This is a genomic window from Rhizobium pisi (assembly GCF_003938655.1).
GTDB classification, from domain to species: domain Bacteria; phylum Pseudomonadota; class Alphaproteobacteria; order Rhizobiales; family Rhizobiaceae; genus Rhizobium; species Rhizobium pisi.
In genome coordinates, this window is the sequence record NZ_RJJT01000006.1 from 213,799 (window position 1) to 226,465 (window position 12,667).

General features: G+C 60.3%; 12 protein-coding genes. 7 read left to right on the forward strand and 5 right to left on the reverse strand.

Features of this window, described 5'->3' with window-relative positions:
- Nucleotides 1-627 precede the first annotated feature (627 nt).
- Nucleotides 628-807 (reverse strand): hypothetical protein, encoded by a 180-nt coding sequence (locus EFD55_RS33725; RefSeq protein WP_125845003.1) that lies wholly within the window; start codon nt 805-807, stop codon nt 628-630.
- Nucleotides 808-1,107: 300 nt separating this feature from the next.
- Between EFD55_RS33725 and EFD55_RS10645 the strand changes: the two genes are divergently transcribed.
- The gene (locus EFD55_RS10645; protein ID WP_125845006.1) at nt 1,108-2,199 is read left to right on the forward strand and encodes an extracellular catalytic domain type 1 short-chain-length polyhydroxyalkanoate depolymerase; all 1,092 of its coding nucleotides are present in this window, start codon (nt 1,108-1,110) and stop codon (nt 2,197-2,199) included.
- A gap of 90 nt (nt 2,200-2,289) precedes the next feature.
- On the opposite strand, the gene EFD55_RS10650 is transcribed toward EFD55_RS10645, so the two are convergent.
- A complete protein-coding gene (locus EFD55_RS10650) occupies nt 2,290-2,586 on the reverse strand; it encodes a DUF6074 family protein (RefSeq protein ID WP_125845008.1) in 297 nt (98 codons plus the stop codon).
- A gap of 186 nt (nt 2,587-2,772) precedes the next feature.
- On the opposite strand from EFD55_RS10650, the gene EFD55_RS10655 reads away from it, so the two are divergent.
- Nucleotides 2,773-4,038 (forward strand): glycerate kinase type-2 family protein, encoded by a 1,266-nt coding sequence (locus EFD55_RS10655; RefSeq protein WP_125845010.1) that lies wholly within the window; start codon nt 2,773-2,775, stop codon nt 4,036-4,038.
- Nucleotides 4,039-4,049: 11 nt separating this feature from the next.
- Here EFD55_RS10655 and EFD55_RS10660 read toward each other — a convergent pair whose 3' ends face one another.
- The 3 genes from EFD55_RS10660 to EFD55_RS10670 all read right to left on the reverse strand — a co-directional run bounded on the left by EFD55_RS10660 (nt 4,050) and on the right by EFD55_RS10670 (nt 6,891).
- Nucleotides 4,050-5,003, reverse strand: coding sequence for an NAD-dependent epimerase/dehydratase family protein (locus EFD55_RS10660; RefSeq protein ID WP_125845012.1), 954 nt, complete (start codon nt 5,001-5,003; stop codon nt 4,050-4,052).
- 98 nt (nt 5,004-5,101) lie between these two features.
- Nucleotides 5,102-6,058 (reverse strand): lytic transglycosylase domain-containing protein, encoded by a 957-nt coding sequence (locus tag EFD55_RS10665; RefSeq protein ID WP_125845014.1) that lies wholly within the window; start codon nt 6,056-6,058, stop codon nt 5,102-5,104.
- A gap of 173 nt (nt 6,059-6,231) precedes the next feature.
- Nucleotides 6,232-6,891 carry a peroxiredoxin gene (locus EFD55_RS10670; protein ID WP_125845015.1) on the reverse strand — a complete coding sequence of 220 codons (660 nt, stop codon included), beginning with the start codon at nt 6,889-6,891 and terminating at the stop codon, nt 6,232-6,234.
- 429 nt (nt 6,892-7,320) lie between these two features.
- Between EFD55_RS10670 and EFD55_RS10675 the strand changes: the two genes are divergently transcribed.
- The 5 genes from EFD55_RS10675 to EFD55_RS10695 all read left to right on the forward strand — a co-directional run bounded on the left by EFD55_RS10675 (nt 7,321) and on the right by EFD55_RS10695 (nt 12,667).
- The gene (locus EFD55_RS10675) at nt 7,321-7,908 is read left to right on the forward strand and encodes an ANTAR domain-containing response regulator (RefSeq protein WP_125845016.1); all 588 of its coding nucleotides are present in this window, start codon (nt 7,321-7,323) and stop codon (nt 7,906-7,908) included.
- 34 nt (nt 7,909-7,942) lie between these two features.
- On the forward strand, nt 7,943-9,226 hold the full coding sequence (locus EFD55_RS10680; protein WP_183736691.1) for a CmpA/NrtA family ABC transporter substrate-binding protein: 1,284 nt from the start codon (nt 7,943-7,945) through the stop codon (nt 9,224-9,226).
- 362 nt (nt 9,227-9,588) lie between these two features.
- Entirely contained in the window at nt 9,589-10,887 is a 1,299-nt protein-coding gene (locus tag EFD55_RS10685) for a CmpA/NrtA family ABC transporter substrate-binding protein (protein WP_125845017.1), read from the forward strand.
- Nucleotides 10,888-10,988: 101 nt separating this feature from the next.
- Nucleotides 10,989-11,870, forward strand: a complete 882-nt coding sequence (gene ntrB / locus EFD55_RS10690; RefSeq protein ID WP_312860823.1) for a nitrate ABC transporter permease — start codon at nt 10,989-10,991, stop codon at nt 11,868-11,870.
- A gap of 11 nt (nt 11,871-11,881) precedes the next feature.
- Nucleotides 11,882-12,667 (forward strand): ABC transporter ATP-binding protein, encoded by a 786-nt coding sequence (locus EFD55_RS10695; protein ID WP_125845018.1) that lies wholly within the window; start codon nt 11,882-11,884, stop codon nt 12,665-12,667.

Consider the following 12,667-nt stretch of genomic DNA (forward strand, 5'->3'; position numbering starts at 1 on the left):
CCTCTTTCCCGCCCCGCTTTTAAACCAATTTTTGCCCTTGGCTCCTGTGGACAACTGCGGGTACGAATGAAGCCAGAAAAGCTCCGCACGGGTCCGGGGCCGAGTGGATTGAACCAACCGTTTCCTATTTCAAAGCTGGCTGGGGAACGTTGCATGCCAACTCTAGCCAGAAATCGGTAGCCCCGTAATCCTTGCCATAATTCACAAGCCGCCTACACTTGCTACATGAAATCAGATGGCCGGCGACCACGGATGAACTGGCGCTTTGCTGATGATGTTTGAGAAAGGTCGGCGCGAACTCTCGCGCCGACCTTTTGTCTTCTTTCCGTCAAGAAAGACCGTACGGGAAGACGAGGATGGCATACTGAAACATCAAGGCAGGGTGACCTGAGCCGGCATACTCAGAGCACCAGCATGCAAAGCGCCGCGCAACCGACCACCTTTGCGTTGACGATCGGATGATATACAGACCGCGGCAGGACGCGACTGCCATTAACTTAAGAATGGGGTCGGGCGACAGATTGACGTCACGTCGCTGCCACGAGATCACGTGGCCGTTCTGTCTTGAAGCGTCTGCCTGACGGATTCGACAAGCTGCCATTCTGTGCGGACAGGAGCCGACCGCCTCTAATAGCTGCACGAACGGCCCTCGCGGGGTCTGAATCCATCCGCGCAGGCCGGATTCATGGAATCTCCCGGCACATATCCGGATGCCGAGCCGTATGAATTCGGCGGGGTCGAGCAGGCCGAAGTGATGGCGGCAAGCGTGATTGCTCCGGCTGCTACAAATGCCCGAAATTTGTTCATCGATGCTTCTCCCTGTAGGCTGTCACCGGTCGAGAAAAGCCGCTGCTCTCTCCTTCCAGATCACCTTTCGCCTGAAGATATAGGGGCGCTCCCCAGTTTACGTTAGCTCCAAGGATTCAACATTTTCGTCGATCTCCACGAGCTCTGTGTGAAGATCGCCGATGACCAGGTCGGCCGGGAACAAGGACTGCGAAACGCGGCGCCCCAAAAATAAACATTGTGCAGTGCAGCAACCTTTCGTAGGCTGGGGCGTTAGTCAGGCATCACCGCCATCCCGGCTGCTGATTGGCGGAGACTTTCATGAGATCTATGTCAGACACCCTCGCACGCCTTGCTGCGCTGCGAGGAACGCTTCGCCCCGAACCCACGCAGGACAACTCCGATCTCATCGCCCTGGACGCATTTGGCACGAACCCGGGTGCCTTGGGCGGCTATATCTACCTGCCGTCAAAGCGCGCAAAAAACATGGCCCTGGTCGTCGTTCTGCACGGCTGCACCCAGACTGCCGCCGGCTACGATATCGGGTCGGGGTGGTCGCGATTGGCAGAGGACTATGGTTTCGCGCTGCTGTTTCCCGAGCAGCGGAGGGCAAACAATCCGAATCTCTGCTTCAACTGGTTCAACCCGCAGGACATCCGCCGGGATCACGGCGAGGTCTTTTCCATTCGCCAGATGATCGCAAAGGTCGTTGCGGAACACAGTATCGATGGCAGGCGCGTGTTCGTGACCGGGCTCTCGGCCGGCGGCGCCATGGCCGCCGCCATGCTTGCCACCTATCCCGAGGTTTTTGCCGGCGGCGCGATCATTGCGGGCCTGCCATATGCAAGTGCCGCAACTATTCCCGAAGCATTCGACCGAATGCGTGGTCACGGCGGCCCGACCGGCAAAGAGCTGGAACTGCGGGTGAGAAACGCTTCAGCCCACAAAGGCCCATGGCCGACATTATCGATCTGGCAGGGAACCGCCGACAGAACCGTCGTGCCATCCAATACGAATGCGATCGTGGAGCAATGGAGACATATCCACGGCGTTGATGCATCGCCGTCACGCGTCGAAGATATTGGACGACATCAGCGAAGGGTCTGGACTGATGCTCTGGGGGCCGAGGTGATCGAGCTCTATACGATTACCGGGATGGCTCACGGCACGCCGCTCGATGTCGGAACCGGCTACGGGGCAAGCGGCCCCTTCATGCTTGATGTCGGAATTTCCTCGACCATCGAAACTGCCAGGTCCTGGGGTCTTGTTCCCTCGTTTGAAAAACGGCGCGCCGAGAAACCCTCTGCTGCACAACCGGAAAACGCCGCAGGTCCATTCGGCACGGGCAATGACCGTGGCGGCATTCAGAAGGTCATTGAAGATGCCCTGCGGTCCGCGGGGCTGCTGCGGTAAGTATTCTCAGCAAGCTGGTCTGCGTGCCTTAGCAATGGCCACCCGAGGGCAAACGTGACATTGCGGAAGCTTGATCCCGCGAGATTGCCGCTATCGTTTTTGAGATTTGGCGACGGCCCGCTTTTCGTGGCTCAGGACGAGTTCGATCTGGACATCTTCCTGGAACCGCAGCACCCGCTCTCGGACATCGCTCTCCGGCATTCCGGCAGCCAGAAGCTGATCGGCGAGCCTGCGGCATTCGGCCTTCCAGAATTCTATTGCATCCGCGCCATGCCGCCGGCCGAGTTCGCGGGCGCAGCGCTCGATATTGGCGGTTCCGGTACCGGAGGGGAAAGCGATAATTCTGCCTTCATTGGAGACGGGGCGGCGGGTCATTTCAGTAGCCATCGAACAGACGTTCCTTTGATCCTATTCGTTGTCTACGGGAGTATGGTTAACGCTTTCTATTCGTTTCGTATCCGCTCTCGTTCAAGGACGCCTATTGCCGTCAAACTGCCGCGCCTTCGACCTTGACGCGGGCACACCGATGCGCCGACAGTCCGCATCAAGACCGATACCCGAGGCAGATCACCGATGACGATAACCGCCCCCCGCGATTTCCTGAAAGTCCTGTTCGATGCAGCGGTTCGCGCCGCCGATCCGCTGACCGGCATCAAGGTGCATCTGCCCGATAAGCCGAAGGGAAGAACCGTTGTGATCGGCGCCGGCAAGGGCGCAGCACAGATGGCGCGAGCGCTCGAAAGCGTCTGGGACGGAAAGCTGGAAGGTCTGGTCGTCACCCGCTACGGCTATGGCTGCGAGACGCGCGCCGTCGAGATCGTCGAGGCCGCGCATCCTGTGCCCGATGCTGAAGGGCTTGCCGCTGCAAGACGTCTGATGGAGACGGTTGGCGGACTGACGGAAGACGATCTCGTCATCGCGCTGATCTGCGGCGGCGGCTCGGCGCTGCTGCCCGCCCCGCCGGAGGGGCTGACGCTTGAAGACGAAATCGCGCTCAACGAAATGCTGCTTGCCTCCGGCGCGCCGATCTCTGCGATGAACGTGGTGCGCAAGCATCTTTCCACCATCAAGGGCGGCAGACTTGCGGCAACGACCGGAGCGAGGGTCGTCAGCCTGATCGTCTCCGACATTCCCGGCGACAACCCGGCACATGTTGCCTCCGGACCGACGGTGCCCGACGGTTCGACGCGGCACGAGGCGCTGGAGATCGTCCGCCAATACGGGTTGAAGCTACCGCAGGCGGCGCTCGATCATCTGAACTCACCGAAGGCAGATGCACCGCGGCCGAACGACCCAATCTTTTCAAGGCATGAGCATCATATCATCGCCTCCGCTGGTGTGTCGCTGGAGGCGGCGGCAACGGTGGCGACGTCGCAGGGCATCACGCCTGTTATCCTTTCGGATGCGATCGAGGGGGAATCGCGCGACGTGGCGCTGGTGCATGCGGCGATCGCCCGCGAAGTGCTGGGCCGCGACCGGCCGTTTTCGAAACCCGTCGTCATCCTCTCCGGCGGCGAGACGACCGTGACGCTGCGGGCCAAGGGCGGCAAAGGCGGACGCAACGGCGAATTCACACTCGCCATCGCGCTGGCGATAGACGGCCAGGAGGGCATTCATGTGCTGGCGGCCGACACGGACGGGATCGACGGATCGGAAGACAATGCCGGCGCCTTTGCCGACGGCGGTACGGTGAGACGCCTCAGAGCCACAGGGCTCGATCCGCGCCGGCTGCTCGACGGCAATGACAGCTATTCCGCCTTCAAGGCTATCGGCGATCTCTTCGAGACCGGACCGACCGGAACCAACGTCAATGATTTCAGGGCGATCCTGATCCGGTAGGAACTGGCGGATCAGGTCCTGATCTTCCCCTGCCCGATCAGCCAGCCGATCGATTCCTGCACCGCCTGCAGGGACGTATATCTCGGGGCGTAACCAAGCAGGCGCTGGGCTTTGGCGATCGAGCAATTCGGGCTGCGGGCAATATGCTCCCATGTCGCCTTCGCATCCTCTGCCGTCTGGCTTTCGGCCCAGTTATCGAATGGCGCGAAGCTGAGCTTGGGCTCATGGCCGAACCATCGCGACATGACTTCCGCGTAGCCGCGAAGTGTCAGCGCCTGTTCCGAAACCGCATGGAAACTTTCGCCGATCGATGCATTCCAGTTGGCGATCGCGCCCATGAACATCGCCGCGACATCGTCGGCATGGACGTGGTGTACAGTCTCCAGGCCGAAATTGGGCAGTGCCAGAACCTCTCCGCGGTCAAGCGTCGAAAAGACCTGCAGGTTGAAATTGCCGGCCGGATTGAGCGGCGCCCATCCGGGACCGACAATATGGCCGGGATGGATGATGGTTGCCGGAAATCCTCGAAGCCTTGCCTGCTGCAAGAGATAGGTTTCGATCGCGGCCTTCTGTATGCCGTAGCCACCGAAAGGAGACTTCGGCGCCTCCTCCGTCGTCGGTACGGTCGTTGGATAACCATGCGTCCAGATCGTGCCGGTATGCAGGAAATGGCCGACATGCCCTGACAGGGCCGTCACCAGATGCTCCGCACTTTCCAGCGTGAAGCAGATCATGTCGATGACGATATCGGCTTTCAGTGCGCGCACGGCCGGGCCGAATTCACCGCTCCGCTCCATTTCCGCCCGATCCATCTGTCGCTGATCGACGGACGCCCAGGTGCGATTTGCCGTATAGGGTTTTGCCACCCCGCGGCTGATCGTCACGACGTCATGACCCGCCTCCACCAGACGGGGAACCAGATAGGTTCCGACATGGCCAGTTGCCCCGATAACCAGAACCCGCATGATCGTTCCTCCCTTTCCATTTTCGCGCCGAATATGCTGCGCCGCCCCACGATCCTGCAAGCAGACTTTTCGTCATTGGGCATGAGGCGGCTGCACCACTATCGATTTTTGAAAACAAGACAGCTGCCGCCATGCTTTCTGATCTGGGTGCAGATATTGTTGGCTTCCACGCGCGTCTGGCGGGCGATGCGGGCCGCATAACGCGGTCGAAAGCCGAAGCTGCGATCGCGCTGGCGCAGGATCAACGGCTGCTCCGCGTTCAGCGGTGCCGGCAGGTCCTGGACGGCATCGAGAAATAGACGCCGGGCAACCCCGACATCGGCATTTGCCGCAAGCTGGACACCCCAGGGAGCCCAATTGCCCTCCTGACGCCAGGGCGTGTCCTTCAACGTCCGGCTTTCGGCAAGCGCCACGCAGCCATCGAGAAAGGGCTTGTCCTTGTCGAGCGGGGCTGCTGCATCTTCCGGCGGATTATCCTTCCATTCCTCGACCGTATGTGCGGTGATCGCCATCACGTAGCCGCGTGTCTCGTAAGGTAAACTGCCTGCTGTAAGGTAAGCAGCAAGGCCATTTTCGCCGGCATTGTAGGCGGCGGCGGCCAGGCCGAGATTGCCGAAACGATGGCGTAGTTCATCGAGATATTGCGCCGATTTCCGCAGGGCTTCCAGCACTTGGTAACTGTCTTCAAGGCCGCGGAGTTTCGCTGTTCCCGGCATGAATTGCGCAATGCCCTGCGCTCCCTTGTTGCTGACCGCATCGGGGCGAAAGGTGCTCTCCCGCCAGATGAGACGGGCGAAAAAATCCGGCGGCAATTGATTGGCCTTGGCGAAATGCTCGATCGCAATGCAGAGATCGCGATTGAAACTCTCCTTGCGGATACAAAGCGTCTCGCCCGACACCGATGCGGATGGCCCCGAATACAGGCAGGCGGGCGGCGCAACACTCCCCTCCGGCTGAGCCCTTGCCGTGCCCTCTTCAGAAAATAGAAGGCAGAGCGAAAGCATGGCCTTCGCCGGTCTCCTCCCAATGCCGGACTGACGCTTTCGCCCTATCATCGGATCTCAGCAGGTTCGAACACGGTTTTGCGCGACATGCCTTAGATAGCATCGATGGAGGCCCAAGGCTTCCCCCATTCACATCTGCGCTCGAATTGGTGCGCTGAGAGGCATTCACGAAAAAGCCGCCGACCATATGGCCGGCGGCTCGAGGAACAGATTGAAATCAGCAATCAAGCGGTCGGCTGCCTAGTCTTCCTGAGATAGGGCAGAACCGTGTCGAAAGAGCCGAAACGGGTGATCGCGTCTTCGTTCGAAACCGCGGCGGTGATGATGACGTCCTCGCCCTGGTTCCAATTCGCCGGCGTCGCCACCTGATGTTTGGCCGTCAGTTGGATGGAATCGATGGCGCGCAGGATCTCGTTGAAATTCCTGCCCGTCGTCATCGGATAGGTCAGGCTCAGCTTGATCTTCTTGTCGGGACCGATGATGAAAACCGAACGCACCGTCGCATTGTCTGCGGGTGTGCGGCCTTCGGAGCTCTCGCCGGCGCCGGCCGGCAGCATGTCGTAGAGCTTGGCGACCTTGAGGTCCTTATCGCCGATCAAGGGGTATTCGACATCGAAGCCGGTGGCTGTCTTAATGTCGTTCTTCCACTTGCCGTGGCTTTCGACCGGATCGACCGAGATGCCGATGATCTTGACGCCGCGCTTGGAAAATTCCTTCTCGAGGCCGGCCATGGCGCCGAGCTCGGTGGTGCAGACGGGCGTGAAATTCTTCGGATGCGAAAACAGAACCGCCCAGCCGTTGCCGATCCAGTCATGGAAGCTGATCGGTCCCTGGGTCGTGTCGGCGGTAAAATCGGGTGCAATATCGTTGATGCGTAAGCTCATGGTCGGCCCTCCAAAGCCTTGTGTTTAAAGTTGTTCGTCTAAAATCGAGGCCATGGGATCCGTCGGCAGAAAGCGATCGCAAGACTACAATCACCAGTATTCGCAGCCTGCCGACAACAATAACGTCCCATTCCAGGATTTTCAGTAAGTTATATACCACGATAACCGAAGGCATGCTCTTTCGATTTCCGGCCCGCTGCAGCATTATTTTTCCGGTGGATGCACGTTATAAAGATCGATGATCCCCATCGGTCCTGAGCACGCGGGCAGCGCTCTGTCGCTTCAGAAATAGAACAGATCGACCTTGGCTACGCGTTGATTCCGCGCGAAAGTACGGCAAACTGATTATATTTTATGCAATACTGAATTTCGCACACTTTTCAGGCGAACATCTTGCAAAAATTGCTGCAGTGCGTCATGAATATAGGCATGACGCATCGCGATCTGACAATTCTGGTGATCGACGAAAATGCCATTCGCGCCTCCATCATCGAAGAAGGACTGCGCGAGGCAGGGCATGCGCGCGTCACCGTGGTGCATGAGGTCCACGGCATTGCGCGCACCATCGAAACCCTCATGCCCGATGTGATCATCATCGATATTGAGAATCCCAACCGCGACATGATGGAGCATCTTTTCCAGCTGACGCGCACGGTTTCCCGCCCGATCGCCATGTTCGTCGACCGCTCCGACACAGCCTCGATCGAGGCCGCAGTCGATGCAGGCGTCTCGGCCTATATCGTGGACGGCTTGAAGAAGGAACGCGTCAAGCCGATCCTCGACATGGCCGTCAGCCGCTTCAACGCCTTCAATCGGCTGCGGCGGGAGCTTGCCGATGCCCGGTCGGCGCTGGAGGAGCGCAAGCTGATCGAGCGCGCCAAGGGCATATTGATGAAGATGAGAGGATTGCCGGAGGAAGAGGCCTTCGCGCTGCTGCGACAGACGGCGATGAACGAAAAGAAGAAGATGTCGGAAATCGCCCAGAGCGTTGTCACCGCCGCGGGACTTTTGATGTGATGGCCGACTTGGCGAATTTCCGGAGGAAACCGGAGTGGATATGATGACGAAGATCGCCGATGTGAGCGGTGGGCTCCCTTTGCCCGCGCGCCTAAACAGCGAGGGAGCAAAAGTGCTGCGGGCGGGCTTCATTCCGCTCGTCGACGCATCGGTGCTGATCGCCGCGGCGGAATTCGGATTTACCAGGAAGGAAGGGCTGACGCTCGATCTGGTCAAGGACGTTTCCTGGGCGAATGTCCGCGACCGCCTGGCCTTCGGCCAGTACGATATCGCCCATATGCTGTCGCCGATGCCCATCGCCTCCATGCTCGGCCTCGGCTCCAACCCCTCGCCGACGATCACGCCGTTTTCTCTGGGGCGCGGCGGCAATGCGATCACGCTCTCGACACGGCTTTTCGAGAGGATGCGGGATGGTACCGGCCTGTCGGAAACGGCAAGCGCGCTCGACAATGCCCATGCCTTGGCAAAAACAATTGCGGCTATGAAGGCGCGCGGCGAGCCGCTGCCGACCTTGGGCGTCACCTATCCCTTCTCCTCCCACAATTACGAATTCCGCTACTGGCTGGCGGCCGGCGGCATCGATCCCGACAGGGATGTCAAGCTCGTCGTTGTGCCGCCGCCGCTGACGTCGGACGCGCTGGAGGCCGGCGCCATCGACGGCTTCTGCGTCGGCGCGCCGTGGAACATGGTCGCCTCGGAGCGAGGCGTCGGCCGCATCGTCGCCGCCAAGCAGGACATATGGCCGTCAGCCCCGGAAAAGGTGATCGGCATGCGGCCGGATTGGGCGGAAAGCCATCCGGAAACCGTTTCCCGACTGATCGTGGCGCTCGACGCTGCAGCCCGTTGGTGCGATCTGGCTGAAAATCACGACGCGCTCGCAGCCGCCCTCGCCGATCCCCGCTATATCGCCGCTCCCGTCGACATCATCCGTCGTGTGCTTGCCGGCGAATTCAGCCTTGACGCCAGAGGCAACCGGCGCGTCATCGCCGATTATTTCAAGTTCCATTCCGGCTTCGCCAATTATCCGAGGCCGAGCCATGCGCTGTGGATCTACAGCCAGATGATCCGTTGGGGACAGGCCGAGACCAGCCTCAACCACGCGCGGGCTGCCGCCTCCGCCTATCGCCCGGATCTTTATCGCGCGGCTCTCGGCGACGAGAATGCACCCGAGGATGCCGATATCCGTATCGAGGGTGGCGATGAGGGCGATCGCTTCATGGATGGCCACGTCTTCGATCCCACGGCACTGCCGGATTATGTCGCGGGCTTTGCCGTCAGAAGCGCCCTGCCCTTCGCTTGCGGCAGCGACGAGGCCTGATTTTCCTATTGCTCTGCACAAAACGCCAGCAGGGATTTGCGCCGGCTGGACACCGGCGCACAAAAGATTTGCATGATTGTCGGCAGCTCAAAAAACATGCAGTGGCCAATCTTTCCAAAATACCGTTTAAATTCATTATCTTGAAGAATTAAATTCAAACTGGCACACGGCTTGCTTGGTTATTTGCGCACCGGTCAACGGCGATCGGTGCAGGATGAGCGCACGATAGGCGCTCACAGAAGACATCGACGTCGCAAGATTTTTGCAGTCCGGGCTTTCTCCCTCCCGCGGACGCAATCATCGAGCGGCGTTTTTTTATTCCCAAATTCCGGCAGCCACCCGCCATCAGAGGAAACCTGCGCATGACCAAGATTTTCACGACTGCAATCAGCCGTCGCAGCATGTTGAAGACCACCGCCGCTGCCGCACTGATCGGCGCCGTGCGCTCGGCTTTCCCGTCTGGCGCCTTTGCCGCAGCCGCGACACCTGAGGTTACCGGCATCAAGCTCGGCTTCATCGCGCTGACCGATGCGGCGCCGCTGATCGTTGCCAAGGAGATGGGGCTTTTCGCAAAACACGGATTGCCCGACGTCGACGTTGCCAAACAGGCCTCCTGGGGTGCAACGCGCGACAATCTCGTGCTCGGCGGAGCGGCAAACGGCATCGACGGCGCGCATATCCTCTCGCCGCTTCCCTATCTCATGCATACAGGCAAGGTGACGCAGAACAACAAGCCGGTGCCGATGGCCCTCGTTGCACGGCTGAACTACGACAGCCAGGGCATTTCGGTCGCCAAGGAATATGCCGAGACCGGCGTGCAGCTCGATTCCTCCAAGCTCAAGGCCGCCTTCGAAAAGAAGAAGGCCGAGGGCAAAGAGGTTAAGGCCGCAATGACCTTCCCCGGCGGCACGCACGACCTCTGGATCCGCTACTGGCTGGCCGCCGGCGGCATCGATCCGAACAAGGACGTCTCGACCATCGTCGTGCCGCCGCCGCAGATGGTAGCGAACATGAAGGTCGGCAACATGGACGTCTTCTGCGTCGGCGAACCCTGGAACGAGCAGCTCGTCAACCAGGGCATCGGCTTCACCGCAGCGACGACAGGCGAACTCTGGAAGGGACATCCAGAAAAGGCGCTCGGCCTGCGCGCCGACTGGATCGAGAAAAACCCGAATGCGGCCAAGGCCCTTGTCATGGCTGTCATGGAAGCCCAGCAATGGTGCGACAGCATGGACAACAAGGCCGAGATGGCTGAGATCCTTGGGCGCCGTCAGTGGTTCAACGTGCCCCCGAAGGACGTGCTCGGACGCCTGAAGGGCGACATCAACTACGGCAACGGCCGCGTCGCCCATGGCACCGACCTCTATATGAAGTTCTGGGCCGGCGGGGTCTCCTACCCCTTCAAGAGCCACGACACCTGGTTCATGGCCGAGAACATCCGCTGGGGCAATTTCGCGGCGGATACGGATATCAAGGCGCTGGTCGATCAGGTGAACCGCGAGGATATCTGGCGCGATGCCGCCAAGGACCTCGGCGTCGCGGCGGCTGACATTCCGGCCACGACTTCGCGGGGCAAGGAGACCTTCTTCGACGGCAAGGTCTTCGATCCGGACAATCCATCCGCCTATCTCGAAAGCCTGGCAATCAAGGCGGCGTCCTGATGCGCGGCCTGTCCCTCAACCGCCAGCCCGAGCCTTCTCCCGGTTTTGACGGGGAGAAGGACATATCTCACAGCACGCCATTGAATAAGAAGGAACAATTCATGCCAGCACCGGCTCGCAACCATACGGCATCCCAGGCAGGCAGACCGGCGCCTGGGGGCAAGGTGGTGACGCTGTCGACCAAAGCCGCGCCGCGCCTGCGCCTTCGCCAGATCACCGCTGCCGCAGCCAGCAATGTCGTGCCGCCGCTCGTCGTGCTCGTGATCATCCTCACGGTCTGGCAGGTTCTCTGTTCCTCGCCGGATGCTTCCCTGCCCTCGCCGCATCGGGTCTGGCAGGAAAGCTTCGACCTCATCGCCTATCCCTTCTTCAACTACGGCTCGCAGGATATCGGGCTCGGCTGGCGCGTACTCATCTCGCTGCAACGCGTTGCCTACGGTTTCGGGCTCGCGGCGGTTTCCGGCGTGGTGATCGGCGCCGTCATCGGCCAGTCGGTCTGGGCGATGCGCGGGCTCGATCCGATCTTCCAGGTGTTGCGCACCGTGCCGCCGCTTGCCTGGCTGCCGCTCTCGCTCGCCGCCTTCCAGGATTCCAATCCGTCGGCGATCTTCGTGATCTTCATCACCTCGATCTGGCCTGTCATCATCAACACCGCCGTCGGCGTGCGCAACATCCCCCAGGATTACCGCAATGTCGCGAAAGTGCTGCGGCTCAACCAGTTCGAATTCTTCTTCAAAATCATGCTGCCTTCGGCCGCGCCCTATATCTTCACGGGTCTTCGCATCGGCGTCGGGCTCTCCTGGCTCGCGATCGTCGCGGCCGAGATGCTGACCGGCGGCGTCGGCATCGGCTTCTTCATCTGGGATGCGTGGAACTCGTCCCGCCTGCCCGACATCATCGTTGCGCTCGCCTATATCGGCGTCGTCGGCTTTGCTCTCGACAAGCTGGTTTCGGCCGTCGGCAAAATCATCACACGCGGCTGAGGGAGATCGCAATGACCGCCTATCTCAAGCTCGACCATATCGACAAGCGTTTCGACCGCTCCGAGGTACTGAAGGACGTCAACCTCGTCATCGACAAGGGCGAATTCGTCTCGATCATCGGCCATTCCGGCTGCGGCAAGTCCACGCTTCTCAACCTGATCGCCGGATTGACGCCGGTTTCCTCGGGCGCGGTGCTGCTCGAAAACCGCGAGGTCAATGCGCCGGGGCCGGAACGCGCCGTCGTCTTCCAGAACCACAGCCTACTGCCCTGGCTGACGGTCTACGAAAACGTCAAACTTGCCGTCTCGAAGGTCTTCAGCGACACGAAGAGCAAGGCCGAACGCCACGACTGGGTGATGGCCAATCTCGACCTCGTGCAGATGGCGCATGCAAAGGACAAACGCCCCTCGGAAATCTCCGGCGGCATGAAACAGCGTGTCGGTATCGCCCGGGCATTGTCGATGGAGCCGAAGATCCTTCTGCTCGACGAGCCTTTCGGCGCACTCGACGCACTGACGCGGGCGCATCTGCAGGACGCGGTGATGGAGATCCATCTCCGGCTCGGCAATACGATGGTGATGATCACTCACGACGTCGACGAGGCTGTGCTGCTTTCCGACCGGATCGTAATGATGACCAACGGGCCGGCCGCAAGGATCGGCGAAGTTCTCGACGTGCCGATCGCGCGTCCCCGCAACCGCATCGAGCTCGCCTCCGACCGAACCTACCTCAAATGCCGCGAAGCCGTATTGAAGTTCCTCTACGAACGTCACCGCTTCGTCGAAGCCGCGGAGTAA